At 72.6% G+C, this 25,662-nt stretch carries 27 protein-coding genes and 1 pseudogene; 17 read left to right on the top strand and 11 right to left on the bottom strand.

All coding sequences use genetic code 11. From position 1 onward, the window contains the following. Positions 1 to 19 precede the first annotated feature (19 nt). The gene (locus AB0J12_RS05420; protein ID WP_363262874.1) at positions 20 to 1,300 is read left to right on the top strand and encodes a cytochrome P450; all 1,281 of its coding nucleotides are present in this window, start codon (positions 20 to 22) and stop codon (positions 1,298 to 1,300) included. Here AB0J12_RS05420 and AB0J12_RS05415 read toward each other — a convergent pair. Continuing rightward, positions 1,265 to 2,431: a ferritin-like protein gene (locus AB0J12_RS05415; protein ID WP_363262873.1), complete on the bottom strand. Its 1,167-nt coding sequence runs from the start codon at positions 2,429 to 2,431 to the stop codon at positions 1,265 to 1,267. The two genes, AB0J12_RS05420 and AB0J12_RS05415, sit on opposite strands and share 36 nt — an antisense overlap. Positions 2,432 to 2,643: 212 nt before the next feature. Next, positions 2,644 to 3,060, bottom strand: a complete 417-nt coding sequence (locus AB0J12_RS05410; RefSeq protein ID WP_363262872.1) for an ATP-binding protein — start codon at positions 3,058 to 3,060, stop codon at positions 2,644 to 2,646. Positions 3,061 to 3,344: 284 nt separating this feature from the next. Here AB0J12_RS05410 and AB0J12_RS05405 point away from each other — a divergent pair, with 284 nt between their 5' ends. Both AB0J12_RS05405 and AB0J12_RS05400 read left to right on the top strand, forming a co-directional pair. Next, entirely contained in the window at positions 3,345 to 3,752 is a 408-nt protein-coding gene (locus AB0J12_RS05405; protein WP_363262871.1) for a YciI family protein, read from the top strand. Between the two features lie 8 nt (positions 3,753 to 3,760). After that, a complete protein-coding gene (locus tag AB0J12_RS05400) occupies positions 3,761 to 4,906 on the top strand; it encodes a DUF6596 domain-containing protein (protein WP_363263215.1) in 1,146 nt (381 codons plus the stop codon). A 68-nt stretch (positions 4,907 to 4,974) separates the two neighbouring features. Here AB0J12_RS05400 and AB0J12_RS05395 read toward each other — a convergent pair whose 3' ends face one another. After that, positions 4,975 to 5,559 carry a cysteine hydrolase family protein gene (locus tag AB0J12_RS05395; protein ID WP_363262870.1) on the bottom strand — a complete coding sequence of 195 codons (585 nt, stop codon included), beginning with the start codon at positions 5,557 to 5,559 and terminating at the stop codon, positions 4,975 to 4,977. A 120-nt stretch (positions 5,560 to 5,679) separates the two neighbouring features. Here AB0J12_RS05395 and AB0J12_RS05390 point away from each other — a divergent pair, with 120 nt between their 5' ends. Continuing rightward, positions 5,680 to 6,702 (top strand): helix-turn-helix domain-containing protein, encoded by a 1,023-nt coding sequence (locus tag AB0J12_RS05390; protein ID WP_363262869.1) that lies wholly within the window; start codon positions 5,680 to 5,682, stop codon positions 6,700 to 6,702. A 74-nt stretch (positions 6,703 to 6,776) separates the two neighbouring features. Here the strand turns inward: AB0J12_RS05390 and AB0J12_RS05385 are convergent, their stop codons facing one another. Further along, complete coding sequence (locus AB0J12_RS05385; RefSeq protein WP_363262868.1) at positions 6,777 to 7,700, bottom strand: NADP-dependent oxidoreductase; 924 nt, start codon at positions 7,698 to 7,700, stop codon at positions 6,777 to 6,779. 127 nt (positions 7,701 to 7,827) lie between these two features. Between AB0J12_RS05385 and AB0J12_RS05380 the strand changes: the two genes are divergently transcribed. After that, positions 7,828 to 8,907, top strand: a complete 1,080-nt coding sequence (locus AB0J12_RS05380) for a helix-turn-helix domain-containing protein (RefSeq protein WP_363262867.1) — start codon at positions 7,828 to 7,830, stop codon at positions 8,905 to 8,907. 153 nt (positions 8,908 to 9,060) lie between these two features. Here the strand turns inward: AB0J12_RS05380 and AB0J12_RS05375 are convergent, their stop codons facing one another. After that, positions 9,061 to 9,231, bottom strand: coding sequence for a hydrophobic protein (locus tag AB0J12_RS05375; RefSeq protein ID WP_363262866.1), 171 nt, complete (start codon positions 9,229 to 9,231; stop codon positions 9,061 to 9,063). Positions 9,232 to 9,369: 138 nt separating this feature from the next. After that, positions 9,370 to 9,975, bottom strand: coding sequence for a TetR family transcriptional regulator (locus AB0J12_RS05370; protein ID WP_363262865.1), 606 nt, complete (start codon positions 9,973 to 9,975; stop codon positions 9,370 to 9,372). A gap of 78 nt (positions 9,976 to 10,053) precedes the next feature. Between AB0J12_RS05370 and AB0J12_RS05365 the strand changes: the two genes are divergently transcribed. From AB0J12_RS05365 to AB0J12_RS05355, 3 genes are all read left to right on the top strand, one after another. Next, complete coding sequence (locus AB0J12_RS05365) at positions 10,054 to 10,746, top strand: NAD(P)H-binding protein (RefSeq protein WP_363262864.1); 693 nt, start codon at positions 10,054 to 10,056, stop codon at positions 10,744 to 10,746. Positions 10,747 to 10,828: 82 nt separating this feature from the next. Then, positions 10,829 to 11,647, top strand: coding sequence for an SAM-dependent methyltransferase (locus tag AB0J12_RS05360; RefSeq protein ID WP_363262863.1), 819 nt, complete (start codon positions 10,829 to 10,831; stop codon positions 11,645 to 11,647). Between the two features lie 29 nt (positions 11,648 to 11,676). Next, on the top strand, positions 11,677 to 12,186 hold the full coding sequence (locus AB0J12_RS05355; RefSeq protein WP_363262861.1) for a molybdenum cofactor biosysynthesis protein: 510 nt from the start codon (positions 11,677 to 11,679) through the stop codon (positions 12,184 to 12,186). 43 nt (positions 12,187 to 12,229) lie between these two features. On the opposite strand, the gene AB0J12_RS05350 is transcribed toward AB0J12_RS05355, so the two are convergent. Continuing rightward, positions 12,230 to 13,942, bottom strand: a complete 1,713-nt coding sequence (locus AB0J12_RS05350) for an ATP-dependent DNA helicase RecQ (RefSeq protein WP_363262860.1) — start codon at positions 13,940 to 13,942, stop codon at positions 12,230 to 12,232. Positions 13,943 to 14,188: 246 nt separating this feature from the next. On the opposite strand from AB0J12_RS05350, the gene AB0J12_RS05345 reads away from it, so the two are divergent. From AB0J12_RS05345 to AB0J12_RS05330, 4 genes are all read left to right on the top strand, one after another. Continuing rightward, on the top strand, positions 14,189 to 15,040 hold the full coding sequence (locus AB0J12_RS05345) for an MBL fold metallo-hydrolase (protein WP_363262859.1): 852 nt from the start codon (positions 14,189 to 14,191) through the stop codon (positions 15,038 to 15,040). Between the two features lie 101 nt (positions 15,041 to 15,141). Beyond that, positions 15,142 to 15,714, top strand: a complete 573-nt coding sequence (locus tag AB0J12_RS05340) for a hypothetical protein (RefSeq protein WP_363262858.1) — start codon at positions 15,142 to 15,144, stop codon at positions 15,712 to 15,714. 175 nt (positions 15,715 to 15,889) lie between these two features. Then, positions 15,890 to 16,573, top strand: coding sequence for a DUF2071 domain-containing protein (locus AB0J12_RS05335; protein ID WP_363263214.1), 684 nt, complete (start codon positions 15,890 to 15,892; stop codon positions 16,571 to 16,573). 33 nt (positions 16,574 to 16,606) lie between these two features. Continuing rightward, positions 16,607 to 17,242, top strand: a complete 636-nt coding sequence (locus tag AB0J12_RS05330) for a hypothetical protein (protein ID WP_363262857.1) — start codon at positions 16,607 to 16,609, stop codon at positions 17,240 to 17,242. Between the two features lie 33 nt (positions 17,243 to 17,275). Here AB0J12_RS05330 and AB0J12_RS05325 read toward each other — a convergent pair whose 3' ends face one another. Next, on the bottom strand, positions 17,276 to 17,893 hold the full coding sequence (locus AB0J12_RS05325; protein WP_363262856.1) for a TetR/AcrR family transcriptional regulator: 618 nt from the start codon (positions 17,891 to 17,893) through the stop codon (positions 17,276 to 17,278). Between the two features lie 198 nt (positions 17,894 to 18,091). On the opposite strand from AB0J12_RS05325, the pseudogene AB0J12_RS05320 reads away from it, so the two are divergent. Next, a pseudogene (locus AB0J12_RS05320) lies at positions 18,092 to 18,403 on the top strand (amino acid permease); the annotation flags it as partial. Here the strand turns inward: AB0J12_RS05320 and AB0J12_RS05315 are convergent. Further along, a complete protein-coding gene (locus tag AB0J12_RS05315) occupies positions 18,349 to 18,471 on the bottom strand; it encodes a hypothetical protein (RefSeq protein WP_363262855.1) in 123 nt (40 codons plus the stop codon). The pseudogene AB0J12_RS05320 and the gene AB0J12_RS05315 sit on opposite strands and share 55 nt — an antisense overlap. An 8-nt stretch (positions 18,472 to 18,479) precedes the next feature. Here AB0J12_RS05315 and AB0J12_RS05310 point away from each other — a divergent pair, with 8 nt between their 5' ends. The 3 genes from AB0J12_RS05310 (at position 18,480) to AB0J12_RS05300 (ending at position 22,077) form a co-directional block, all read left to right on the top strand. Next, positions 18,480 to 19,520, top strand: coding sequence for an APC family permease (locus AB0J12_RS05310; RefSeq protein WP_363262854.1), 1,041 nt, complete (start codon positions 18,480 to 18,482; stop codon positions 19,518 to 19,520). Between the two features lie 53 nt (positions 19,521 to 19,573). Further along, the gene (locus tag AB0J12_RS05305) at positions 19,574 to 21,220 is read left to right on the top strand and encodes an amidohydrolase (RefSeq protein ID WP_363263213.1); all 1,647 of its coding nucleotides are present in this window, start codon (positions 19,574 to 19,576) and stop codon (positions 21,218 to 21,220) included. 83 nt (positions 21,221 to 21,303) lie between these two features. Then, the gene (locus AB0J12_RS05300; RefSeq protein ID WP_363262853.1) at positions 21,304 to 22,077 is read left to right on the top strand and encodes an SDR family oxidoreductase; all 774 of its coding nucleotides are present in this window, start codon (positions 21,304 to 21,306) and stop codon (positions 22,075 to 22,077) included. A gap of 85 nt (positions 22,078 to 22,162) precedes the next feature. On the opposite strand, the gene AB0J12_RS05295 is transcribed toward AB0J12_RS05300, so the two are convergent. Further along, entirely contained in the window at positions 22,163 to 23,461 is a 1,299-nt protein-coding gene (locus AB0J12_RS05295; protein ID WP_363262852.1) for a phosphatase PAP2 family protein, read from the bottom strand. Between the two features lie 211 nt (positions 23,462 to 23,672). Further along, on the bottom strand, positions 23,673 to 24,218 hold the full coding sequence (locus AB0J12_RS05290) for a helix-turn-helix domain-containing protein (RefSeq protein WP_363262851.1): 546 nt from the start codon (positions 24,216 to 24,218) through the stop codon (positions 23,673 to 23,675). Between the two features lie 156 nt (positions 24,219 to 24,374). On the opposite strand from AB0J12_RS05290, the gene AB0J12_RS05285 reads away from it, so the two are divergent. Continuing rightward, entirely contained in the window at positions 24,375 to 25,649 is a 1,275-nt protein-coding gene (locus tag AB0J12_RS05285) for a benzoate/H(+) symporter BenE family transporter (protein ID WP_363262850.1), read from the top strand. The last annotated feature ends 13 nt before the right edge of the window (positions 25,650 to 25,662 follow it).

Genomic DNA, 25,662 nt, shown 5'->3' with positions numbered 1-25,662 from the left:
CGTCCGACTCGGGAGCGCCATGACCCTCGACGAAGCCAAGAGCCCGCCGGTGCAGTCGTCGAACAACATGATCGAACTGCTGCGGGAGGCCGCCGAGGACGGTCCGCTGACCGCTGTGCGCATCGGTGACCAGCCCTGTGTCCTCGTCACGGGTCCCGAGCAGACGCAGCAGGTCCTGGCCAGGCGCCCGGACGTGTACGTCAAGCGGGGGCACCGCGCCCGGCGGCTGCTCGGCGACGGTCTGATCTCCGCCACGGGCGAACCCTGGAAACGCCAACGCAGGCTGCTACAGGCGCAGTTCACCGTGGCCGGGACGAAACGCTGGGAGCGGCACATCGCCGCGGCCGCCGAGCGCATCGCCGACCGCTGGGAGACCGCCGTCACCGCCGCCACGCCCGTGGACGTCGGACAGGACATGCGGTTCTTCGCCCTCGACACCATCTGGCGCTCCTTGACCGGCGTCGCCCTGGACGAGGTGACACAGCGCGAACTCGACGCCGTCGGCACGGTGGTCGCCTCACTGCCCACCACCGCCGGTGGCGCGAGCGACCCGTCGCTCGCCGTGGACGCCGCCCTGCGCCAGATCGACACCACCGCACACCGCGTCATCGCCTCGGCCCGGGCCCACCGCGCGCGGGAGATGTCCGACCGCTCCCCCACGGTGCTCGGGCTGCTCCTCGACGCGTCCGAGAGCGACCCGCTCTACACGGACCGGCTCATCCGCGACGAACTGGTGACGCTGCTCGTCGCCGGTCACGAGACGACGGCGCAGACGCTGTGCTGGCTGTTCGTCCTCCTCGACCGGCACCCGGACGTCCACGAGCAGTTCCTCACCGCCTACGCCGCCGCACCGGACACCGCCCGGCGCGACGCCCTGCTCGGCGCCCTGGTCCAGGAGACGCTCCGGCTGTATCCGGCCGTCTGGCTCATCCCGCGGCACGCCGCGCAGGACGACGTACTCGACGGGCATCCGGTCCCCGCCGGCACGAGCGTCCTGGTCTGCCCGTATCTCACCCACCGCATCCCGGGCCTGTGGCCGGACCCCGAACGCTTCGACCCGTCCCGTTTCCTGCCGGAGGGCGAGCGCCCCACCCACCCGGCCGCGTTCCAGCCGTTCGGCATCGGAGCCCGGGCCTGCCTCGGACAGCACTTCGCCCTCCGGGAGACGGTCACGCTGCTGCGCCTGCTGCTGCCCGCCTACCGGCCGAGCCTCACCCCTGCGCCCCGTACGGCCGTCTTCGGCGCGAACCTGCGGCCTCAGGGGTCACTTCGGGCAACCCTCACCCGGGTCTCCCGCTGACGCGGGTGCCATGTGCGGCGGCTGGTGGAGCACGCGGAACTGGGGTCCGTACGTGCTCCGGGTGCCGGGGATCTCGGTCTCCATCAGCCGCACGGCGGGCTCTTCCACGCCGCGCATGGCGTGGATGGCCGCGTCCAGGGCGCGGGGGCCGCCGTCTGCCCAGGCCGCGTCGAGGGCGTCCAGGACGGTGGTGTAGCCGGTGTCGAACCTGTGCAGGAGCTGCTGGACGGGCGCCGGCGGCCGGGGCCAGCCGCCCGCCGGGACCCGGGCCATCGGGCGCGCGTCGGGGAAGGGGACGGGCGGGCCGGTGAACGTCCAGCCCTCGGGGGTCTCCCGCAACTGCCGGCCGTGGTAGATCTCGCCGAAGGCGTAGTAGTGGGCCGGGCGGTCGTCGTCGAAGGAGTCGGCCGGGGACCGGCTCGTGCCCTCGCCCTGCTCCCTGATGATGTCGAGGGAGCGCTCGACGTCGAGAAGGGTCTCGGCGGGCCTCAGTTCGTCGGAGCCGATGCGCGCGTTCAGCTGTCCACGCGCCGACAACCGCGGGGCCACGGTCCGGAAGCCCTTCAGCAGGTCGCCGTAGAAGGCGCCGACGGTGGGCGCGGCGCGGCCGCCGCGTGCGAGTGATTCCTCGGGGGCCTCGATGGCCATCATCACGTCGTGCACGAAGGACCTGGTGAGGCCCGAGAGGTACAGGGTCACACCGGTGCGGACGCCGCCGGGCAGCGGGCCGGGGTACGTGGGCGCCGCGGCCTTGATCCGGGGCTGCCCGCCCACGGCCACCAGCAGGTTGCACACGACACCGAGGTGGTACATCTCGTCGTCGATGATGCGCCGGATCAGCCGTGCGGCCTCCGAGCCGCGGTCCCTGACGGACCACCAGCCGCACAGGTACGGCGGGATGGCGGACAGTTCCAGCTCCACGGCGACCTGAAGGGCCGATCTGAGCCAGTCGATGCCGCGTCCGGCCTCGGGCACGGCCAGCAGGCATGCCACGGAACCCAGCGGCGCCGACTCGGGTGGTCCGGGGCGGGGCCCTGCGGCGGCCGAGGCCGGATCGGCCCCCGCGGTGACCGACGCACCGGCCGCCACGGCGGCGGTGGCCAGAAAACTCCTGCGCTTGAACGGAGCCACAGCCGGCGTCTCCGCGTCTTCCCTCACACCTGCCACCCTCGCCTCGGCTCACAGTCGTGGCCCCGCCTCGGCTGGAGGCGTTCGGGGCCCTCGGAACAGCTCGCGAAGCTAGCAAGGATCACCGCGGACGAGAGGCTTGACGGACGTGAGCGGCGGCTCCACCACCCTGTCGGTCCAACCCGGCGCAGTGCCGGAGGCGGTCCGCTCCCGTGTCAGCGCTCCTGGCGGGACGGCGGGCGGAAGCAGGCGATGACGCTCTTGCCGTGCGGGCAGGACTTGGCCGCCCAGTGGTCGGCCAGCGCGTCCATGAGCAGCATGCCGCGGCCGCCGGTCTGGAGCGCGTCGGGCTGGCGGGGAGCCGGCAGGACGGGTGAGGAGTCGTGCACGGCGACGTGCAGGCACTGGCCGTCCCAGGACATCACCAGCTGGGCGGAGCTGTGCCCGTGCACGTGCGCGTTGGTCACCAGTTCCGACACGATCAGCAGGACGTCGTCCGCCGTATCGGGTGCGCTGCTGGTCCAGCCGAGTTCGTCCAGATGGGCCCGCGCCCAGTCGCGTGCCGTCTTCACCTGACTGCTGAGCGGCAATGAGCGTGCCCAGCCCACCGCGCGAAGCGAACGTCCGTCCACGTTTTTCCCTGCCTGTGCCGATGTCACGGGGTCGACTGTGCGGATACCCGCGCAGGGCCCGGGTAGCCATTCCGACTTCGGGTGGTCAGGGGTTCACTTGTTCGGGCGGTGCGGCCCCCCTCCCCCGGCGGGCCCGTCACGACGGTGCCGGGGACGCCTTCCATGAAGCCCCTGGAAAAATCGATGAGAAAAATTCCGGCGGCGATGTCGAGAAACCGAGACCTGCCCCGTCCCCGGGGTGAACGCGACCACAATGGTCCGCACCTGTACCGAGGAGACCGACCATGGCCAAGTACCTGCTGCTCAAGCACTACCGCGGCGCTCCGGAGCCGGTGAACTGCGCACCGATGGACCAGTGGGCCCCGCAGGAGGTCACGGCGCACATGCAGTACATGCACGAGTTCGCGGCCCGGCTGGAGAAGACGGGCGAGTTCGTCGACGCTCAGGCGCTCGCGCCCGAGGGGATGTGGGTCCGCTACGACGGTGAGGGGCGCCCGCCGGTCACCGACGGCCCGTTCGCCGAGACCAAGGACCTGATCGCCGGCTGGATGGTGATCGACGTCGACAGCGAAGCGCGCGCCCTCGAACTGGCCGGGGAGCTGTCCGCCGCGCCCGGCGCCGGCGGCAAGCCCATCCACGAGTGGCTGGAGGTGCGCCCCTTCCTCGCCGCGCCGCCCACCATCACGGAGTGACCGCATCCATGGACGAGGCTCTGCTGCGCAGCCTCACCCCGAGCGTGCTCGCCGTCCTCGTCCGCCGCGGAGCCGATTTCGCGGCGGCCGAGGACGCCGTCCAGGAGGCGCTGGTCGAGGCGGTCCGCGTCTGGCCGGCCGACCCTCCGCGGGATGCGAAGGGCTGGCTGGTCACCGTGGCCTGGCGCAAGTTCCTGGACGCGGTCCGCTCGGACGCCGCCCGCCGCCGGCGCGAGGACGTCGCCGACGGCGAGCCGGCGCCCGGGCCCGCGCCGGAGGTGGACGACACGCTCCAGCTCTACTTCCTGTGCGCCCATCCGTCGCTGACTCCCGCGTCCGCCGTCGCGCTCACGCTGCGCGCCGTCGGTGGCCTGACCACCCGCCAGATCGCCCAGGCCTACCTGGTGCCGGAGGCGACCATGGCGCAGCGGATCAGCCGCGCGAAGCGGACCGTGTCCGGGGTGCGGTTCGAGCAGCCCGGGGACGTGGCCACCGTGCTGCGGGTCCTCTATCTGGTCTTCAACGAGGGCTACTCCGGTGACGTCGACCTGGCCGCCGAGGCGATCCGGCTCACCCGGCAGCTCGCGGCCCACGTCGACCACCCGGAGGTGGCGGGCCTGCTCGCCCTCATGCTGCTGCACCACGCCCGGCGTGCCGCACGCATCGCCCCGGACGGCAGCCTGGTCCCCCTCGCCGAGCAGGACCGGGCCCGCTGGGACACCGCGTCGATCGCCGAGGGCGTGGCGATCCTGCAGGCGGCGCTCGCGCGCGACCGGCTGGGCGAGTTCCAGGCCCAGGCCGCCATCGCGGCGCTGCACGCCGACGCGCCCACGGCCGAGGAGACCGACTGGGTGCAGATCGTCGAGTGGTACGACGAGCTGGTGCGGCTGACGGACAGCCCGCTGGTCCGTCTCAACCGCGCCGTCGCCGTAGGTGAGGCGGACGGACCGCGCGCCGGTCTGGCGGCGCTCGCGGACCTCGACCCCGGGCTGCCCCGGCACGCCGCGGTGGCGGCCCACCTGCACGAGCGCGACGGCGACCCCGCGAGAGCGGCGCGGCTGTACGCCGAGGCGGCCCGCAAGGCGCCCAACCTGGCGGAACGCGACCACCTCACCCGTCAGGCCGCCCGGCTCAACGCCCGCCTGCGCGGCTGACGTGCGGCGGTCACTCCCCCTTGGCCGGCGTCAGGGCCGGGACGCTCCGCCCTGCCTTCGACCACGCATCACACGATCTCCTTCTGCGAGGTGACGACGACGCCGTAGAGGTCGGCGATGGTGGCGAGGGCGGCGTGCTGCACCTGGTCGGCGTCCAGGTCCGTACCGGCGACCGGCAGGGAGCGGGTCGCGGTGGCCTCGGCGACGACCGTGGGACGGTTGCCGCGCAGGAACGCGCCCTGGGCGGTGAACGCCACACACATGTGGGTCATCCAGCCGGCCAGGATGACGTCCTGCCCGTCCGGGACGTGTGTGCCCAGGTCGGTGCCGTGGAACGCGTTCGGGACCTGCTTGACGACGACCGTCTCACCGTCCACGGGTGCAAGGCGGGGGTGGACCCGGCCGATCTCGGCCCGGATGTCGTACGGCGTGCCCTCGCCGCCGTCGTTGACCACATGGACGACCTTCGTGCCCGCTCCACGGGCGCGTGCCAGCAGTTGCTCGGCGGCGTCGAGGGACGCCTCCCAGCCGTCCAGCTCCATCACGCCCCGGGTGTAGGTGTTCTGGAAGTCGATCAGGATGAGCGTCGAGTCGGCGAGCTTCGCGGGCGTCTCGTCGAACCCGTTGAGCTGACGCAGCGTCGTCCTGGACATGGGGGTGCCCCCTGGTGGTGTCGGGTGGGATGCGGGGCCCGGGCGGTGCGCCGGGCTGCGTCCCTCACGCTATGCAGCCGCTCGCATGTCGGCAATGACGTCTAACATGCAGATACGGACATGCCGTTCACATGGGGGGGACTCGTGCCGGGGAGCAACGGACGACTCGTCGTCGTCCTCGTTTTCGAAGGTGTCGACCTGCTCGACGTCACCGGTCCGCCGGAGGTGTTCGCGCTGGCCCGTCGCGAGACCCGGGAGGCGGCGGACTACGAAGTGGTGCTGACGGCCGAGACGTTGGAGCCCGTCGTCACGGGTGCGGGCGTCCGGGTGCTCCCGGATGCCACGTTCGAACAGGTCGCGGCGCGCCGCATCGACACCCTCATCGTGCCCGGGTCGGTCGAGGTGGACGGCGAGGGCCGCGTGCACCCCCTGGTCGACGCAGGCCTGGTCGGGTGGGTGGGGCAACTCGCCTCCGTCACCCGGCGGATCACGTCCGTGTGCGTCGGCGCGCACCTCCTCGCCGCCGCTGGCCTGCTGGACGGCAGACGGGCCACCACGCACTGGTCCACCGCGCAGCGTCTCGCCGCCGACCATCCGCAGGTGGAGGTCGACGCCGACCCCGTCTTCATCCGGGACGGCGACGTCTGGACCGGCGCGGGCATCAGCGCCTGCCTCGACCTGTCGCTAGCCCTCATCGCCGAGGACCTCGGCGAAGCCGTCGCGCTGCGGGTGGCCCGGCAGCTGGTGATGTACCTCAAACGGCCGGGCGGGCAGAGCCAGTTCAGCGTTCCGCTGGAGCAGGTGTCCACCACACGCCGTATCGAGGACATCCGGCACCACATCATGCGCAACATCGGCCGGCCGCTGACCATCGCCGGCATCGCCGCCCACGCGCATGTGAGCGAGCGGCATCTGACCAGGCTCTTCAAGACGGAGCTGGGCATGACGCCGCACGCGTACATCGAGTCCGTCCGCGTGGAGAAGGCGCGCCGTGAACTGGAGTCCACCGACGCCACGTTGGACCGCATCGCCGCCCTCACCGGGTTCGGTACGACGGACACCCTGGTGCGGGCGTTCCGCCGCCGCCTGAACACCACGCCGACGGAGTACCGGCGCAGGTTCAGGACTCCGCGGACGGCTTGACGCCCCCGGGGCCCGGGCCGGGTGGCGAACTCGCGTTCCCGGGCCCGGGCGGCCTCGCGTCCCGTGTCCCCGGGTCAGGCGACCGTGAGGACGATCTTGCCGGTCGTGCGGCCCTGCTCACCGATCTCGTGCGCCTTCGCGGCCTGCGCGAGCGGCAGGACCGTCTCGACCACCGGCTTGAGCGCACCCCGCTCCACCAGGGCGGCGATCTCGCGCAGTCCCAGGTGGTCGGGCTCGACCAGCATCCAGGCCGCCCGCACCCCGTCGTGGGCGGCCGGGACGTCGTCCGGGCCGGGCAGGGTGATCAGCCGGCCGCCGTCCCGGAGCACTGCCAGGGAGCGTTGGGCCGTCTCCCCGCCCAGGCCGTCCAGGACCACGTCGACATCGCTCACGACGTCCTCGAAGCGCTCCGCGCGGTAGTCGACCACCTCGTCCGCGCCCAGCCGCCGCACCAGGTCGTGCTTGGCGGCACTGGCCGTGCCGATGACGTGGGCGCCGCGGGCCTTGGCGATCTGCACCGCGAAGTGACCGACCCCGCCGGCCGCCGCGTGCACCAGCACCCGCTCACCGGGCCGCACGTCCGCCGTGTCCACCAGGGCCTGCCAGGCGGTGAGCGCGGCCAGCGGCAGCGCCGCCGCCTCGACGTGGGTCAGGTTCGCGGGCTTCGGGGCGAGGTGCCGGGCCGGTGCGACGACGTACTCGGCGTAGGCGCCCGCCTGGCGGGGGAACAGCGGCATGCCGAAGACCTCGTCTCCGGGACGGAAGATCCCCACGCCGGGCCCGACGGCCTCGACGGTCCCGGACACGTCCCAGCCGACGGCCGGCACGGCGCCCCACTCGATGAGGCCCCCACTGGCCCGGGTCTTCCAGTCCACCGGGTTCACTCCGGCCGCGTGTACCCGCACCAGGACCTCGCCCAGGCCGGGCTCCGGGCGCTCCGCCTCACGCTCGACGAGGGCCTCGGGACCGCCCCACTGCTCCACGACCACTGCACGCATGCTGTCCGTCTCTCTTCCGTGTTCGATCAGCTCGGCGCCGGGGTTCCCGGCGCGATGCAGACAACTGTGTGGCACGGAGACCGGACGGGGGATTGGCCGTCCGGCCACTATGTGACAGGATCTGGCCATGAGCACAGCGCAGGGGATCGCGACCGGAGCCGAGCGCGACCTGGCGCAGGGGGTCACCGTCGGAGCCGAGCGGGACCGGGCGCAGGGGTCGCCGCGGCCGCACCGGGTCGCCGTGCTCGCCCTGCCCGGGGTACCGCCCTTCGAGCTCGGCATCCCCTCCCGCGTCTTCGGCAGCGTGCAGGACGCCGAGGGCCGCCCGCTCTACGACGTGACCGTCTGCACCGCCGACGGCGCTCCCGTGCCCAGCGACGCCGGTTTCACCGTGCAGCCCGCGGCCGGACCCGAGGCCCTGGCCGCCGCGGACACCGTGATCGTCCCGCCCACGCACGCCATGCCCGAGCTGGGCCGCGGCGGCCCGCTGCCCCCGGAGGTCACCGCGGCCATCGCGGGCATCCGGCCCGGGACCCGGCTCGTGTCCATCTGCACCGGTTCCTACGTGCTCGCTGCGGCGGGTCTGCTCGACGGCCGCCCGGCGACCACCCACTGGAACCTGGCGCCGGAGTTCCGCCGGGCCTATCCCAAGGTCAGGGTGGACGAGGACGTCCTCTTCGTCGACGACGGCGACGTGCTGACCTCGGCGGGCGTGGCAGCGGGCGTCGACCTGTGCCTGCACCTGATCCGCCGCGACCACGGCGCGGCCACCGCCAACCGGGCTGCGCGCATGTGCGTCGTACCGCCGTGGCGGGACGGCGGGCAGGCGCAGTACATCGACCGCCCGGTCCCCGAGCCCACCCTGGCGGGCACCACGGCGACCCGTGCCTGGGCGCTGGAGCACCTGGGCGAGCCGCTCTCGCTCGCCCAGCTCGCCGAGCACGCCCGGATGAGCCTGCGCTCCTTCACCAGGCGCTTCCGCGACGAGGTCGGCATGACCCCGGTGCAGTGGCTCACCGCCCAGCGTCTGGAGCTGGCCAAGCAGTTGCTGGAGACGACGGATCTGACCATCGACCTCGTCGCGCACCGGGCCGGCTTCGGTTCGGCGAACTCCCTGCGCGCGCACATGCGGGCGGCTTTCGGGGTCTCACCCGCGGCCTACCGGCGGGCGTTCAGCCCCCGCCGCGCGGCCGCGGTGCGGGGCTGACCCGTCGGCCCCGCGTCTTGGCCGATCCGCCCTCGCCGGCCCACTGCGGGTTCCACGCAAAAGGGGTGGGTCGGCCCCCCTCGGGCCGACCCACCCCTCGTGCGCCACCGCCCCGTGGCGCCGTTCCAGTGCCGCTCGGTCAGCGGTACCGGGTCACCACCGGTACCAGCGGCCGCGGCGGCCCCCACCGGCCGCCGGACGGACCACGAAACCGAGCAGCCACAGCGCGAGCACGATCACCGCGACCCACCACAGGGCCTTGAGTGCGAAGCCCGCACCGAAGAGAACGAGAGCCAGCAGCAGAACCAGAAGCAGGGGAACCATCGTTATCAACCTCCTGGCCGTCGTGTGCTCTCTTCGCGTCCCGGCAAACACGCGATCGACGCGTTACTTTCACGCCGGGCAGGGAATACGTCCGCCGCGTGCGCAGCCGTCAACTGCCTTGGCTCAGGCGCCGGTTCCTCACCTCGGGCGCATGGCGGGGTTGAGTGCCGCGTGCAGTGAGGGAGCGAGGATCCGGCGGATCTCGGCGGGGGTGAGGGCGGTGGCCGTCGGGAGGGGGTTGAGGTAGCGGGTGTAGATCAGCCCGCCGAGGATGGTCACGACGGCCGTGGCTCGCGCGGTGGCGGTGCGGGCCCCGAGAAATTCAACGAGGCGGGCCAGGAGTTCGGATTCCAGATAGTCACGGACTGCCGCGGCGACCTCCTCCCCCTGACTGGTGAGCCGGCGGAAGTCGGGGTCCTCCCACAGGCCGGTCACCGTGTCGATGAGGCGGTCGGGCAGGGTGGCCGGGTCGCCGGCCAGGACGCGGTCGACGGTGAGCGCGTTGGCGCAATGGACCTGCATGACGTCCGCGAACAGGGCTTTCTTCGAACCGAAGTGGTAAGCGATCGCAGCGGGGTCCACTCCGGCGGCCTGGGCGACGGCGCGCAGCGTGGTGGCGCGGTAACCGCGCTCGACGAAGAGCGGACGGGCGGCGGAGACGATCGAATCGCGGGTGGGCGGGTTGCCGCGGGGACGGCCTCGCCCGCGTGGACCGGCCGGCTGGGGAGGTGGCGGTTTATTCATCGGCGTTGAGCTTGCGTGGCCCGCCCGGCAGGGTCAAGAGCGTTCCGCCGCCCCGTACGAAGGGAAGGACCCGCCGTCATGCGTATCACCGTCTTCGGAGCCAATGGACCCACCGGCCGCCGGCTCGTCGAACAGGCTCTCGCCGCCGGTCACGAGGTCGTCGCCGTGACCCGACGGCCCGGGTCGATCGCCGGGCGTCCAGGGCTCACCGTGGCGGTCGCCGACGCGACCGATCCTGGCGGCGTCGACGCCGCGGTCGGCGGTGCGGATGCCGTGCTGTCGGTGCTGGGCACGCCGTTCAGCAAGAAGGAGATCACCACGTACTCCGCGAGTGCCCGGACGATCACCGAGGCGATGGCCCGTCACGGGGTCAAGCGCCTGCTCGCGGTCAGTTCGAGCATCGCGGACCCGCACTGGCGGCCCACCGGCGCACACTTCTTCAACCTGGTGCTCGACCCGCTGGTGAACCGGCGCCTAGGCCGTACCCTGCACGAGGACATGCGCCGCATGGAGGCCGTGATCCGTGAGACGGACCTCGACTGGACGCTCGTACGGCCCTCGGGACTCTTCGAGCACCCGGTGGTGACGGACTATCACACAGCCGAGACCAGCGCGGACGGGGTGTTCACCGCCCGGTCCGATCTGGCCGCGAGCATGCTCCGCGAGATGGGCGAACGCCGGTATGTGCGTACGGCGATGGGAGTGATCACCACCGCTGTGAAGCCGAACATCGCCAAGCTGATCTGGAACGAGGGCGTGAAGAAGAAGTGAGTGCGCCGGCCGTGGGCCGGGAAAGGGGGCAACAAGCCAAAGTCATGGTCAGCGGGGGTGGTTGGAGGGGAAGATGGTGGCCATGACGCATGAAGGCTCCTCCATCGACTCCACCAAGCCCAGTATCGCCCGTGTGTACGACTACCTGCTCGGCGGCAAGGACAATTACGCCGTGGACCGGGAGATCGGCGACGTCTTCAAACGTGACCTTCCCGGTTCCGTGGCGATCGCCTTCGCCAACCGGGCGGCCCTGACGCGAGCGGTGCGGGAGATCGCGACGACCACGGACGTGCGGCAGTTCATCGACCTGGGCAGTGGTCTGCCGACCGCCGACAACGTCCACCAGGTCGCGCAGCGGCACGCGCCGGAGTCCCGGGTGGTGTACGTCGACACCGACCCCCAGGTACTGGTGCACGGGCGTGCGTTGCTGGAGGAGAACGAGCACACCCGCGTCGTCCCGGCCGATGTGCGCGATCCCGAGGCCATCCGTGCCCACCCGGACACCGTGGAGTTGATCGACTTCGACCGGCCGGTCGCCGTCATATTCAGTGCGATCCTCCACCACGTCAATGACGAGGAGGACCCCTCTGCCATCGTGCGCTACTGGCGCGAACAGGTGCCCTCCGGGAGCTACTTCTTCGTCAGCCACTTCCGTTCCGGCAACAACCCCGAGACGGAAGAGGCGGAGAAGGTCCTCCAGCAGACGTTCGGCCGCGGCCGGTGGCGCAGCGACGAGGAGATCGAAGCCCTGCTGGACGGACTGGAGATCCTCGACCCGGGGGTCGTCCCCGCCAGCCTGTGGCGTCCCGACGTGGTCGACAGCCGGTGGAACCGCGGCGGCGGACGGGAGCTCACCGTCTGGGAGCACCTCATCTCCGCCGGGCTGGCCAGGAAGTCCTAGTCGTTCACCTGTTCATCTAGGGTGAGGGCATGACCGAGGTCGCGGTGGTGCAGCTGCTGGTGTCACCGGCGCACCGGCTGTCCGGACGGCCCGCGGACGGGCCCGCCCCCGGACCGGACGACGAGTCGGTGACACGGGTCGAGGTGCGCCGGGGGCTGGGACTGGTCGGGGACCGCTACTACGCCCGCGCCGCTCATCGGGACGCCTCGGTGACGCTGATGTCCGCGGAGAATCTCCCCCGGGACATTTACCCGACCACCGACCTGAGGCACACCCGGCGCAACGTCCTGCTCAGCGGTGTCGACATCGACTCCTTCGTCGGCGCGACGATCTCTCTGGACTGCGGCGCCGGGCCCGTCGTCCTCGCCTTGAACCGTCCCGCACGGCCCTGCGCCTGGATGGACGGGACCATCGGTCCGGGTGCGCAGCGGGCGCTGCGGGGCAAGGGCGGCGTGCGGTGCACGCCCCTGAGCGACGGGGTGATCACGCTCGGGCCGGCGACGTTCCGGGTGCTGAGTGGTCCGGACTCGGCGCCGTGACGAACCGGCCGGCGGCCACGCCACCGCGGTGACGGCGTCCGTTTCAGCGGTCGGACGCGTCGCCCGGCTCGCTCACCGCTGTGAGCAGGTCGTCGCGGCCGGCCAGGGCGTCGAGGGAGAGCGTGCGGTAGCCGACGTCGTCGAAGAGCACGGTGATGCGGTCGCCGTCCTCGCTCAGCACCGTGCCCCTCCCCCACTGCCCGTGCCGCACGGCCGTACCGACCGGATAGGCGCCGGCGTCCGGGTGCACCGCCTGCCCGTCGTCCCGTGTGCCGTCGCCGCCCTCGGCCTCCGTGGCGTCACAGACGTCGCAGTTCCCGCACGGCGGCTCGTACTCCTCACCGAAGTACCCCAGCAGGAAGCGCCGTCGGCAACCGGTCGTCTCGGCGTAGGCCCGGGCCATGTCGACCCGGGAGCGGTCCATGCGCCGGTGGGTCTCGGCGCTCTCCTCCGCACGCTTCACCGCCCGGGCCGGTGCCGTGTCCGGGTCGGGTGACACGGCGCCCGAGGCGTCCGTGACCACGGCCCCGGCCTCCTCCAGCAGGTTCACCGCGGTGGTGACCCTGGTGCGGGAAAGGCCGGTGTCCCGGCGCAGTTCGTCGAGGTCCGCCGGATCACCGGCGTGGTCGTGGACGGCCTCTACGACCGCACCGACGGTGTCCGCACCGGGAGCGCGACCGCTGAAATAGACCTGCATCCCGGTGTCCTCGGGACGGAAGTGCAGGACGGCCAGGGCGGGCCGCCCGTCCCGGCCGCAGCGGCCGATCTCCTGGTAGTAGGCGTCCAGGGAACCGGGCAGCGCGGCGTGCAGCACGAACCGCACGTCCTCCTTGTCGATGCCCATCCCGAAGGCCGTGGTCGCCACCACCACGTCCGCCTCGCCCGACAGGAACGCCTCGTGGATCCGCCGGCGTTCCGCGGCGCGCAGGCCCGCGTGGTAGGCCTCGGCGGCGAGTCCCAGACAGGCCAGTTCCGCGGCGTAGTACTCGGTGTCCTTGCGGGTCGCGGCGTAGACGATGCCGGGCTTGGGTTCGGCCGCGGCCTGCTCGACGACCAGGCGCCGGCGTTCGTCGTCCTCCAGGTGGCGGTGGACCTCGAGCCGGATCTCGGGGCGGTCGAAGCCGGTGACGAGGTGCCGGGGCCGGTCCATGCCGAGCCGTTCGACGATGTCCTGGCGGACCGGCGGCGCGGCTGTGGCGGTGAGCGCGAGGACGGGCGGCCGGCCCAGGCGCCGTACGGCCTGGGCGAGGCGGAGGTAGTCGGGACGGAAGTCATGGCCCCAGGACGACACGCACTGGGCCTCGTCCACCACGAACAGGGCGGGGCGGGCCTCGGCCAGCCGCCCGATCACTTCGTCCTTGGCGAGTTGTTCCGGGGACAGGTAGACGTAGGTGACCGCGCCGCCGCGCACCGCCTCCCAGGCCGCTTCCGTCTCGGCCGCGGAGAGGTCGGAGTTCACGGCGACGGCTCCCGGTCCGCGCTCGCCGCCGGGCAGTCCGGCGATCTGGTCCCGCTGCAGGGCGAGCAGCGGCGAGACGACGACCACCGGCCCCGGCAGCAACAGGGCGGGGACCTGGTAGACGGCGGACTTGCCGGCTCCCGTCGGCATGACGACGAGAGTGTCGCGTCCCTGAAGTACCCACTCCATCGCGGTGAGCTGCTCGGGCCGCAGTTCGTCCCAGCCGAACACCTCGGCGGCGGTCTCCCGCAGGCGCCGGGCCCGCTGTGCGCCGGTACGGGGGCTGTCGCCCGTCATGGCCGCTCCTTCACTCCGCCTGTCCGCCTGTCCGCCTGTCCGCCGACCGGCAGGTCTTCCGGCCCCGCAGGGCTGGTCTGGGTACCCCGGGGTGCCGCCGCCACGCACCGGGACGGCGCCTTGCCGGGGTGTGGCCGGCTGTTTCCGGGCGGTGCGCCGGGGAACCCGCCGCGGATCGGAAGAGAGACCACCTGACGCGGTGGCGGCGTGTGGCAGGCCCCGCGACCCGGCGAAGGGCGGGCGACCATGTCCCCGATCACGGACGACGCCCCCGACGACGCGCTCGACGTCCACTTCATCGGCAACGCCACCGTCCTGCTGCGCTACGGGCCGCTCACGCTCCTGACCGACCCGAACTTCCTGCACCGCGGGCAGTACGCCTACCTCGGGTACGGGCTGCTCAGCCGGCGTCTGACCGAGCCTGCGCTCGACGTGGACGAACTGCCCCGCCTCGACGGGATCGTGCTCTCCCATCTGCACGGCGACCACTGGGACCGGCGGGCGCGCCGGGGTCTGGACCGCACCGTTCCGGTGCTGACCACCCCGCACGCCGCGCGCCGCCTGAGGGTCCTGCACGGCTTTCCCCGTACGGCGGGGCTGCGCAGCTGGCGGCACTTCACCCTCGAGCGCGCGGACGCGCAGGTCAGGGTCACGGCTCTGCCGGGCCGCCACGCCGGTCACCCGGTGCTGCGCGGGCTGCTGCCGCCGGTGATGGGCAGCATGCTGGAGTTCGGCCCGCCGGGGCGGCCCCCGCGGATGCGGCTCTACATCTCGGGCGACACCCTGCCGTACGACGGCCTGGCCGAGGTCGCCACCCGTTTCCCCGCCGCCGATCTGGCCGTCCTGCACCTGGGCGGCACCCGCCTTCCCGGCGGGTTCGTGGTCACGATGGACGGTGCGCAGGGCGTGGAACTCGCCCGGCAGCTCGCTCCCCGGCGCATCCTGCCGGTCCACTACGGCGACTACACGGTCATGCGCTCACCGCTGTCCGCGTTCCTCGCCGAGGCCGACCGGGCCGGGCTCGGCGACCGCGTCGTCGCCTGCGGCCACGGCGGACGGGTGCGGCTCGCTCCGGGGGTGGCTCCGGCGCTGTTGTGAGCGGCGCTGCCCGCGGTGGTCCGGCGCGGCCCGGACCGCGCGGCGAGTGTGACACTGGGAGACAGAGGCCGCCTGTCCACGATGCCCGGGAGGAGTTCGAAATGAGCCAGGTCGGAAGCCGTCCGTCGGGTCTTCTCCAGCCGCTGGGGGCCGTCGCCTCCGGGCTCCGGCGCCTGCCGGGGGCCGAGCAGGTCGGCAGGTTCGCCGACGATGCGCTGGACCGGATCGGAGCGATCTCCCCACGCGGCCGCCGGCTGGCCGTCTACACCGGGGCCGGTGTGCTGGGCGTCGCCGGAGTGGTGGAGTGGCCCGTGGCGCTCACGGGCGCCGCCATCGCCTGGCTGACCCAGCCGCGTCCCGAACGCGGCACGGAGGAGGGCGCGGACCGGGACACCGAAGGTGGCCGGGGCGAACGGCACGAGGGCGACGGGACACGCACCGCTGCGGGCAGGTCCGAGGGGCCCGGGCCGGTGCCCGTGCGCACCGACGACACCGCTGCGCGGGACCAGGGCGCGGGCGACCGGCTGGCCCCGTCCCACTTCCGCCACGACGAGCCCGAGGAGCACGTGCACGAGGAGCCCGCCAAGGTCGGTGACCCGGCCACGGCGTCGGCGCTCAAGCAGGTCGCGGAAGCCTCGGCGCACCACCACGGGCCGGAGCACCGGCCCGGCTGACGCAGGCCCTGTCGTCCGGATCATCCCGGCGTCGCGGGGTCTGGTAGCGCACGTCTGCGGCGGACCGCCGGTCCGGTGACCGTGCCCGGTGCGTACCGTCGGCGTGAGCACGGCGTTTTGCCCGTCGGCGGAGGGGAACGCAGGGCTGGTGGTCTCGTATGGAGCGGAGCAGCGGGTGCGCCTCCCCGCGCTCCGGACCGGCTGGCTGCGGCAGACTTTCGTGCACTGGCCGTTCCCGGCGCGCACGGTGCAGGCCCTGCTGCCGCCCGAACTCGTCGTCGACGAGTACGAGGGCGCGGCCTGGGTGAGTCTGACGCCTTTCGTCATGGCCGACGTCCGCCCGCCCGGCGTGCCCTCCGGGCTGCCGGGCCTGCCGACGTTCGCGGAGACCAACCTGCGCACCTACGCCCGGCACCGGGACTCCGGGCGGGACGGGCTGTGGTTCCTGGGCATCGAGGTGGCCTTTCCCCTGATGCTCGCGGCGCGCGCCGTGGGCGTGCCGTACCACCAGGGCACCCTGCGCGTCTCCATGGACGGGGACGTCGTCTCGTACACGGGCTCGCGGTGGGGCGGCGACGTCGCCTACCGGCTCGTCGTCCGCCCCGGTGATCCGATCAGGCCGACGGAACGGGACGTGTGGCTGACGTCGCGGTGGCGGGCGTACTCACGCCGGTACGGCATGCTGTGGCAGACGCCGGTCGAGCACGAGCCGTGGCCGCTGCAGGCCGCCTCCCTCGAGGTGGCCGAGGAGACCCTGACCCGCGCGGCCGGTCTCCCGGCGCCCGCCGGTGAACCCGTGGTGCACTTCTCGGAGGCGGTCAGGCATGTACGGCTCGGGCCGTCCCGTCCGTGTCGCTGAGGGGCCGCCCCACGACGGCTGCGGAGCGGGCGGATGAACCGTGGACGCGGCTCCACGGGCCGGCGGGCGCGGCAGCGCTTCGACGGCTGGATCGCCGGCCTGGGCACCACCTCGGGCACCCGGATCGTCGTGGGTCACTGGCCGCGGTCGCCGTTCGGCCCGTTCAGCGACGTGATGATCGAACGGGCCGACGGGGAGCGGCTGTTGCTCGCGCCCACATGGCGCGTCGCCGACTTCGTCCGCGGCACGTACCTCTTCGACACGGTGCGTGTCGTACCCGTCGAGGTGACGGCGACGGGCGGCAGTTGCACGGTGCGTGCCGGGCCGCTGGAGCTGGGGTTCACGGTCGGCCGGCCCGGACCGCTCGGGCTTGTGCTCGCGGCGGTGCCCGCACCGCTCGCCCGCAGTGCGGCCTGGACGGTGGTCACGGATCCGGTCGCCCGGCTGCTGCTGCGCGGCGTGCGGACCCGCGGCAGCGCGGTGCCCGGACGCCGTGAGTGGTACGGCGCAGGCGGGCTGTGGCCGGTCACGGGGGTGTCGGCAGCCTTCGCGGGCGACGATCTCGGCGCCCTGGCGCCCGTCGACCCGCCCGTGCGCTTCGGATTCGGTTCCGTGCCCCGCCGGCCGGCGCTGACCCGCGTCACCACGACCGTCGCGCCGTTCCGGTGATCCGGCGATCCGGCGTCTTCCCGGGGGCGGAGGTCATGCGAGGGGACGCGCGGCGTTGCGGGCGGCATTGCGCGCCGTACGGACGGCTCCCTCGCGGGTGGCTCCGCGCAGTCCCAGCACCACACGCGTGCTGAGCCCGTCGAGGAGGGCGAGGAGCGCGTCGGCGGCCTCCGGCACCTCGCCCTGAGGCAGGCCGAAGCGTCCCTGGCGCACCCCGCGCAGCAGCAGTTGCTCCAGGTCTTCCTGCCAGGCCCGGTCGAACTCGTCCTGGGCGGTGGTCAGTTCGCTGTTGCCCGCGGCGCGCGCCCACAGTTCGATCCACAGCATCCAGCGGGCGTCGCGCGGCCCCTGGGGCAGATAGAGCTCGACGAAGGCGTCGAGGCGGCGGGCGATGGTCGTGCGCCGCGACAGCAGGGCCTGCCGTTCCCCGGCAAGGCGGTCCTCGCTCCACCGCAGCGCTGCGAGGAGCAGCCGGTCCTTGCTGCCGAAGTAGTACAGGATGTGCCCGCCGGAGGTGCCGAGGCGTTCGGCGAGTCCGGACATGGTGAGTTCGGCCAGACCGTGCTCCGCGATGGCCCGCATCGCCTCTTCGAGCATGCGCTCGCGGGCGATCATCCCGCCGCGTCTGCGTCGTGCCTCTGGTGCCGTCACGGCGGACAGTCTAGCGGCGCCGTCCCCCCGAGCTTGAATGCTGTTCAAACTTCGAGAGCCCTCACGCGATCTATTGACAGGGCCGCACCTCGTTCCACATCTTGTATGGCGTTCAAACTTTCTTGAACCCCATTCAAGGAAGCGTTCTCCCCCGCCCCTCCGCCCGCGGCCAGCCGCCCGATCCCCGGGGACGCACTCATGACGCACACACCAGCCGACACACCGCACGGCACTTCCCCGCCGGCGCCCTCCCCGGCCCTGGCCGGCGACGGCGCGGCGCCCGCCGCCCTCGCCCGGGTCCTCGGCCCCGTGGGCGCCGTTCTGCTCACGCTGTCCTGCATCACCCCCGCCTCGTCCCTGTTCATCCTGGTCCCCGAGCTGTTCGCCGGTCAGGGCACGGGTGCTCCGCTGACCATCGCGGTGGGGATCGTCATCTCGATCGCGGTGGGCGCCTGCTACGCCGAACTGGGCACGCTGACCCCGAGTTCCGGTGGTGAGTACGCCATGGTCGACGCGCTGCTCGGCCGGTTCCTGGGCTGGGTGACCTTCGCCATGACCATCGCCATGCTCGTGGTCATCCCCCCCTGTGATCGCTCTGGGCACGGCCGACTACCTCGCCGACCTCGTCCAGGTGGACCCACAGGTCGCCGGCTGCGCCGTGATGCTCGTGGCGATCGCGACGGCCGTCCTCGACGTCAGATCGAACGCCCTGGTGACCGGCGCGTTCCTGGTCCTGGAGGTGGTCGCCGCCGGAGTGGTGGCCGTCCTGGGCCTCGCCCACGCCCAGCGCTCCCCATCGGTGCTCGTCCACCCGGAGGTGTCCCAGACCACCGCCGGACAATCGACGTTCACCCTGGGGCTCCTGGTCTCCGGGCTGGCCGCCGCGATGTTCGTGGTCAACGGGTTCGGCACCGCCTCCTATCTCGCGGAGGAGATCCACCGGCCCCGCCGCAACGTGGCGCGTGCCGTCTTCTGGTCGCTGTTCGTCGGCGCCGCCGTCATCGTCGTCCCCGCCGTCGCGGCGGTGCTCGGCACCCCGTCGACCGACACCCTGTCCACGGCCACCTTCTCCGACCTGGTGCGCGGCTGGGCGGGGGAAACCACGGCCACGGTGATCGACCTGTGCGTCGCGCTGGCCATCCTCAACGCGGTCCTGGTGATGGTGCTGCAGAACGCCCGGGTGGTCTACGCCTCGGGCCGGGACCGGGCCTGGCCAGCACCCGTCAACCGCGCGCTGACCCGGCTGCACCCCCGATTCGGCTCGCCGTGGGTCGCCACCCTCGCCATCAGCCTGCCCGGAGCGGCACTGGCCTGCTTCGCCGACCTGTCGACGCTGTACGAGGCGACCGGCGCCATCCTCGCCGTCGTCTACGTCCTGCTGGCCCTGGCCGCGCTGGCCGCTCGCCGCGCACCGCTGCGTGGCCGCCCGGCCTGGCGGATGCCGCTGTGGCCGCTGGCACCCGTCGTCGTCCTCGCCTCGGTCGGCTACGTGCTGTACCAGCAGGCCGGACGCGACCTCGCCATCACCGGCGGTGTCGTCGCGGCGGCCGCTCTCTACTACCTCCTGTACCTGCGCCGGCATCCGCACGACCGCTGGCAGGTCGCGGCTCCCGACGCCGACGACTGACACCGGCCCCGCAGCCGTCGCCCCGCCACCGCACGCACACTGGAGAACAGATCGTGACCCTCCCCTCCCCCGCCCACCTGGTCCTGCGCAACGCCCGCATCCACACCGTCGATCCGGGCCTGCCGTCGGCCGAGGCGCTCGCGGTGCGCGACGGCCGCATCGTGTGGCTGGGCTCCGACGCGGACGCCGCAGCGTGGACGGGCCCGACCACCGAAGTCGTCGACGCGGGCGGGCGACGGGTCCTGCCCGGCTTCGTGGACGCGCACAACCACGTCCGGCTGGGCTCGGACCGGGAGTGCGTGCAACTGGCCGGGGCCCGCTCGCTGAGCGAGGTCGCCGCCCGGATCGCCGCCTGGCGCGCGCAGCACCCGGGCGCCGGGTGGATCGAAGCGGAGGGCTTCGACTACTCGGTCCTGCCCGGCGGGCGGATGCCCCGTGCGCAGGACCTCGACGAGCTGACCGGTGACACGCCCGCCTTCGTCCTCAGCTACGACGTGCATACCATGTGGCTCAACAGCGCCGCGATGGCCCGGCTCGGTGTGACACGCGCCTGCGGGGAGCTGCCGTTCGGCGTGCCCGAGACGGAACCGGTCACCGGGGAACCCACCGGTTTCGTCCGGGACTTCGCCGTGCGCGGCCTGTCCCGCGAGGGGCATCGGGCGCTGCGCGAGCTCGGCGTGCCCTGGGCCTCCCCCGAGCGTCAGTACGGCCGGCTGCTGCGCAGTCTTGACGACGCGGTGCGCTTCGGCATCACGACCGTCGTGGAACCACAGAACTCGCTGGACGATCTGGAGCTGTTCGTCCGCGCGCGCAAGGAAGGGCGCCTGCGCTCCCGGCTGGTGGCCGCACTGTTCCATCCGCGCGGCACCAGCGAGGCCGACCTGGACGAATTCGCCGAGGCCGCGCGGCGGTTCGACGACGAGTGGATGCGGGTGGGCCCCCTCAAGCTCTACATCGACGACGTGGTCGAGCCGCGCACGGCCGCCCTGCTGGAGCCGTACACGGGCTGCCGGCACCGCGGTGACACCTTCTACCCGCCCGAGGAGTTCGCCGAGCTGCTGACCCGGCTCGACGCGCGCGGCTTCCAGTGCTTCGTGCACGCCACCGGGGACCGCGGCATCCGCACCGTGCTGGACGCGGTGGCCCGCGCCCGCGCCGCGAACGGCCCCCGTGACGCCCGCCACCAGGTCGTCCACGTGGAGTGCTGCGACCCGGCGGACGTGCCGCGCTTCGCCGGCCTCGGGGTGGTGGCCTGTATGCAGCCGCGCCACTGCGCCCCCGAGATCGCCGGTCCGGGCCAGGACTGGGCGCGCAACGTCGGCCCGCAGCGCTGGCACAAGGCGTGGCCCCTGCGCAGCCTGCACCGGGCCGGGGCGACGCTGGCGTTCTCCAGTGACTGGAACGTCGCCGAGATGGACCCCATGGTGGGCCTGTACACGGCGGTGACGCGCCGGCCGCTGGGCGGAGGCGAGGCGTGGATGCCGCAGGAGACGGTGGACATCGAGACCGCGGTGCACGGCTACACGATGGGGTCGGCGTACGCCAACTTCCTGGAGCACGAGCGTGGTTCGCTGTCGGTCGGCAAGGTCGCCGACCTGATCGTCCTCTCCCGCGACGTCCTCACCGTCCAGCCCGAGGAGATCCCGGGGACGGTGTGCGACCTGGTCATGGTCGGCGGGGAGGTCGTCCACCGCGGGTGAGGGAGCGGGGCGTCTCCTATGCTTGCGCCGTCGACGTCCGTCAGCGAAAGGCTCCGCATCGTGACCGCCGGGCAGGTTCTCTCATGAGCGTGAGTGCGTCCGCGTCAGGGCGGCGCGTGCTGGTCAGCGGTGCGTCGCGGGGGCTCGGGCGTGCCGTGGCGCAGGCGTTCGCCGAGGGCGGGGACCGGGTCGCCGTGCACTTCGGGTCGCGTGCCGACGAGGCCCGCATGACGCTGGACTCCCTCGCCGGTTCCGGGCACACCCTGGTCGGGGGCGACCTCGCCGACCCGGCGGGCGCGGCGGCCGTCGTGGACGCGGCGGCCGAGGCGCTCGGCGGTGTCGACGTGCTGGTGAACAACGCGGCGGTGAACATCCGCCATCCGCTGCCGGAGACGCCGTACGAGGAGTGGGTGGCGCTCTGGCAGCGGCATGTCGCCGTGAACCTGCTCGCCACGGCGAACCTCAGTCATCTCGTGGCCCGGCGCATGATCGACCAGGGCACGGGTGGCCGCATCGTCAACATCGGTTCGCGCGGCGCGTTCCGCGGCGAACCGGACCACCCGGCCTACGGGGCCACGAAGGCCGCGGTGCACGCCCTGGGCCAGTCGCTGGCCGTGTCGCTGGCCCCGTACGGCATCGCGGTGGCCTCGGTCGCGCCCGGCTTCTTCGACACGGAGCGAGTCGCCGCACGCCAGGAGGGCGCCGAGGGTGCCGCCATCCGCGCACAGAGTCCCTTCGGCCGGGTCGCCTCCGCGCAGGAGATCGCGGGGGCCGTCGTCTGGCTCGCCTCCCCGGCCGCCGAATGGGCGTCGGGCACGATCCTCGACCTCAACGGGGCGTCGCATCTGCGGACGTGACCGTCACGGCCGCCGTTTTCTCTGCGCCCACCCATACGTGAGCGGCGCCCCGGGTCTCCCCGTGGCGCCGCTCGGACAACGTGGCTCACACCAGCTCCGGTTGCGGCCGGGGCTGCCGCGCCGGCGCGGCCTTCGGTTCCCACAGACCGGTGGTGCGTACATAGCCGTAGACCACGGACGCCATGGCCACGAGGAGAAGCGGGCCGCTCACCCAGGGGTGCCGCGCCATCTGCATCGGCAGATAGCGATACGACACCAGGAGCGCCACGAAGACGACTGTCCCGTGGACGACCAGCTGGATTCCCGCACGGTCCCATCCGCGGTCGAACGCGCGCAGGGCCGCCTCGACGGTGAATGCGAACACCACACCGGCCACGAGATCCACGCCGTAGTGGTAACCGAATCCCAGCGTCGCGGTGAGGGTGGCGATCAGCCAGAACGTGCCCGCGTGGCGCAGGATTTTCGGGCCGTTGCGGGAATGGAGGAAAATCGCCGTGGCCCACGCGGTGTGCAGGCTGGGCATGCAGTTGCGCGGGGTGATCTCGTCGTAGGGCATCCAGTGCGGGGCGCTCAGCGCCGGCACCGTGTGGGGCCACAGGTCGGCCACCGCCCAGTGCAGCCCGCCGGTGCCGAACGCGCCGGTGCCGTAGGCGAAGACCGGCCCGACCGTCGGGAAGATCATGTAGACGGCCGGCCCGACCAGCCCGATGACCAGGAAGGTGCGCACCAGATGGTGGGCCGGGAAGCGGCGGTCACGGGCGACGTGGCGCAGCTGGTAGAGCGCGACGACGACCGCTGCCACCGCGAGCTGGACGTAGACGTAGTCGAGGACGTGTGCGCCGATCGGGCCGGTGGCCTCGACCATGCGTCCCACCAGCCAGGACGGGCTGCCCAGCGCCCGATCGGCCACGGCCACGTACTGGTCGAGCACCGTCGGGCGGGTCTTCGACGTGATCAGCAGCCAGGTGTCGCCCGTCTTGCGGCCGGCCACCAGCAGCAGGCCCAGTCCGACGCCCTTCAGCAACAGCACCCGCTCCGGGCCGGTGCGACGCGTGACGGCTATGACCCCGTAACCCAGTACGACCCACAACGCGCCGGTGCCGAAGGGATGGCCGTGGGTCGCCTCCGCGCCGGCGGCCCAGCGCACCAGCCACAGGACGACGTCGACACCGATCGCCACGCCGGCCGCTGCCAACCGGTCCCGCCGGCTGAGCACCACCATCATCAACGCCATACCGGCGTACAGCAGTGGCCCCGATTTGGGCGCGAACACCAGCTCTCGCGCCTGATCGGTGATCGGCCCCGGCTCCCCGTAGTGACGTGCGGCGATCTCCAGGGTGATGAGGAAGGCGAAGGTCACCACACCCATCGCGGTCCACAGCATCGCCCGTGACGGACGCCACGCGCCGGACTCTATTCTGTTGTTTCTCTGCGAAGGAATCCGCGATGGTCTGGATATCAATTTTTCAGCCGTTTTGTCAGATATAAAAGCGATCGTTTTTAGTTCGATCATGTTAGCGGAGTGGGTGCCTTTCGTGGCCCCTGCGGCGGAAATGCGCGAAGCGGCCGTTCCCGCCGGGCCGTTCACCGGCACCTCACAGTGCGGCGGCCGAATAGCGCACGAAGAGGATGCCGTGGACGTCGCCGTGCGGGGCGCTGTAGAGGTGCGGGGTGTCGGCCGGCCAGGACACCGACATGCCCGGTCCGGCCGTGACCGGATCGTCCAGGACGCCGACGACGGCCGTGCCGCTGAGGATCATCAGGGTCTCGCTCGTGCCCGCGACGTGCGCGGCCGACTCCTGCGTGGCGCCCGCGGCGATGGTGACGCGGAAGATGTCGGTGACCGCGTCGGCGTCCTCGTGCCGTTCGATCAGGGCCGCCGTGACCGCGCTGCCGGAGACCGCGCCCTCGTGCTCGTCGGCCCGTGCGGGCGGGGCGTCGCTGAGAACCGCGCTGAGCGGCCGGTTCAGTGCCGTGGTCAGCGCGTAGAGGGTCTCCAGGGTGGGGTTGCGGGTGCCGCTCTCGAGTTCGGAGAGGGTGCCCTTGCCCACTCCCGAGCGACGCGCCAGCTCGGAGAGCGACAGGCCCCGCTCGCCGCGCAGTTCCCGGAGCCTGCGCCCCACCTCGTCGTTCAGCCCCATCGCCGGATCCCGCTCCCGCTCTCGTCCGCCGTGGTTGACGGCCTCGGCACTCCTCCCTAGTGTTCCACATACAGAACGTTCCGTTTACAGAACGCTTCGAGCTGCAGAACGCTCCGTCAGAACGCCGGAGCACCCCTCCTCCCTGAGAAGTCGCCCATGCTCTCCTTCACCACCCGCCTGCGCGCGGCCGCGCCGCCGTCGGCCGTGGCCGCCGGGCTGATCGCCGTCACCGTGGGCGTCACCAGTTCCGCCGCGCTCGTGTTCACCGCTGCCAGGGCCGCGGGGGCGGGCCCGCGGGAGATCGGCTCCTGGATGCTCGCGCTCGGCGTCGGGCTCGCCGTCACCTGCGTCGGTCTCTCCCTGCGGTATCGCGCCCCCGTCGTCACCGCCTGGTCGACGCCCGGCGCGGCCCTGCTGTCGACGAGTCTCGCCGGGGTGCCGATGCGGCAGGCGGTCGGCGCGTTCGTGTTCTCGGCGCTGCTCGTCCTTGTCACCGGCGTGACGGGCTGGTTCGCCCGCGCCATGGACCGCATCCCGGTGCCGCTCGCCTCGGCTCTGCTCGCGGGGGTGCTGCTGCGGTTCGGCACCGGTCTGTTCAGCACGATGCACGGCCATTTCGCGATCGCCTTCCCCGTGTTGGCGCTGTATCTCCTGGCGCGCCGTTTCGCAGCCCGGTACGCGGTGCTTCTCGCGCTCGCCGGCGGTGTCCTCGCCTCGGTCGTCGCCGGCGGCTGGCACATGGACAGGCTGCGAGTCTCACTGGCCGCACCGGTCTTCGTCGCGCCGGACTTCGACTGGAAGATTATCGTCAGCGTCGGCGTGCCGCTGTTCGTCGTCACCATGGCCTCGCAGAACCTGCCCGGAGTCGCCGTCCTGCGCGCCTCGGGCTACGACGTCCCCGTGTCCCCCCTGATGTCCTGGACCGGTGCGGTCAACGTCCTGCTGGCCCCGTTCGGCGCGTTCGGACTGAACCTCGCCGCCATCACCGCCGCCATCTGCACCGGCCCACAGGCGCATCCGGACCGCGCCAAGCGGTACGTCGCCGGCGTGTGGGCCGGGATCTTCTACCTCTGCGCCGGTGTCTTCGGCGCCACGGTCGCCTCGCTGCTCACCGCCATGCCGCAGGCGCTGGTCCTCGCCACCGCGGGCGTCGGCCTGCTGGCCACGATCGAGAACTCGCTGACCACGGCCCTGTCCGACAAGGAGTCGCGGGAAGCCGCCGTCATCACCTTCCTCGCCACCGCGTCCGGAGTCACCCTCCTCGGCATCGGCTCCGCCTTCTGGGGCCTGCTCGCGGGCGCCCTGACCACCGTCATCGCCCGCACCGGGCGGCGCGACAGGCCCACACCGGCGGATCCGTCGCCGGCGCCCGCTCACGAGCGCACGTCCGACGCCCCGGCGCCGCTCCGGTGCGAGGATGTCGGGACTTGATCACCTCACGGAA

Origin of the sequence: Streptomyces sp. NPDC049915, assembly GCF_040656475.1 — a bacterium.
Lineage (GTDB): Bacteria > Actinomycetota > Actinomycetes > Streptomycetales > Streptomycetaceae > Streptomyces.
The sequence above is the reverse complement of the archived record's forward strand: the minus strand, read 5'-3'. Positions and strand labels throughout refer to the sequence as shown.

Bases quoted from the DNA above. Each gene is read 5' to 3' on its own strand.
- AB0J12_RS05350 (WP_363262860.1), bottom strand. From the start codon at position 13,942: ATGACGGGCGACAGCCCCCGTACCGGCGCACAGCGGGCCCGGCGCCTG.
- AB0J12_RS05385 (WP_363262868.1), bottom strand. From the start codon at position 7,700: ATGCGTGCAGTGGTCGTGGAGCAGTGGGGCGGTCCCGAGGCCCTCGTC.
- AB0J12_RS05380 (WP_363262867.1), top strand. From the start codon at position 7,828: ATGAGCACAGCGCAGGGGATCGCGACCGGAGCCGAGCGCGACCTGGCG.
- AB0J12_RS05390 (WP_363262869.1), top strand. From the start codon at position 5,680: ATGCCGTTCACATGGGGGGGACTCGTGCCGGGGAGCAACGGACGACTC.
- AB0J12_RS05375 (WP_363262866.1), bottom strand. From the start codon at position 9,231: ATGGTTCCCCTGCTTCTGGTTCTGCTGCTGGCTCTCGTTCTCTTCGGT.
- AB0J12_RS05420 (WP_363262874.1), top strand. From the start codon at position 20: ATGACCCTCGACGAAGCCAAGAGCCCGCCGGTGCAGTCGTCGAACAAC.
- AB0J12_RS05315 (WP_363262855.1), bottom strand. From the start codon at position 18,471: ATGACCACGAGCATGGCGATGGTCATGGCGAAGGTCACCCAGCCCAGG.
- AB0J12_RS05370 (WP_363262865.1), bottom strand. From the start codon at position 9,975: ATGAATAAACCGCCACCTCCCCAGCCGGCCGGTCCACGCGGGCGAGGC.
- AB0J12_RS05355 (WP_363262861.1), top strand. From the start codon at position 11,677: ATGACCGAGGTCGCGGTGGTGCAGCTGCTGGTGTCACCGGCGCACCGG.
- AB0J12_RS05395 (WP_363262870.1), bottom strand. From the start codon at position 5,559: ATGTCCAGGACGACGCTGCGTCAGCTCAACGGGTTCGACGAGACGCCC.
- AB0J12_RS05295 (WP_363262852.1), bottom strand. From the start codon at position 23,461: ATGCTGTGGACCGCGATGGGTGTGGTGACCTTCGCCTTCCTCATCACC.
- AB0J12_RS05300 (WP_363262853.1), top strand. From the start codon at position 21,304: ATGAGCGTGAGTGCGTCCGCGTCAGGGCGGCGCGTGCTGGTCAGCGGT.
- AB0J12_RS05330 (WP_363262857.1), top strand. From the start codon at position 16,607: ATGAACCGTGGACGCGGCTCCACGGGCCGGCGGGCGCGGCAGCGCTTC.
- AB0J12_RS05340 (WP_363262858.1), top strand. From the start codon at position 15,142: ATGAGCCAGGTCGGAAGCCGTCCGTCGGGTCTTCTCCAGCCGCTGGGG.
- AB0J12_RS05285 (WP_363262850.1), top strand. From the start codon at position 24,375: ATGCTCTCCTTCACCACCCGCCTGCGCGCGGCCGCGCCGCCGTCGGCC.
- AB0J12_RS05405 (WP_363262871.1), top strand. From the start codon at position 3,345: ATGGCCAAGTACCTGCTGCTCAAGCACTACCGCGGCGCTCCGGAGCCG.
- AB0J12_RS05400 (WP_363263215.1), top strand. From the start codon at position 3,761: ATGGACGAGGCTCTGCTGCGCAGCCTCACCCCGAGCGTGCTCGCCGTC.
- AB0J12_RS05365 (WP_363262864.1), top strand. From the start codon at position 10,054: ATGCGTATCACCGTCTTCGGAGCCAATGGACCCACCGGCCGCCGGCTC.
- AB0J12_RS05290 (WP_363262851.1), bottom strand. From the start codon at position 24,218: ATGGGGCTGAACGACGAGGTGGGGCGCAGGCTCCGGGAACTGCGCGGC.
- AB0J12_RS05345 (WP_363262859.1), top strand. From the start codon at position 14,189: ATGTCCCCGATCACGGACGACGCCCCCGACGACGCGCTCGACGTCCAC.
- AB0J12_RS05360 (WP_363262863.1), top strand. From the start codon at position 10,829: ATGACGCATGAAGGCTCCTCCATCGACTCCACCAAGCCCAGTATCGCC.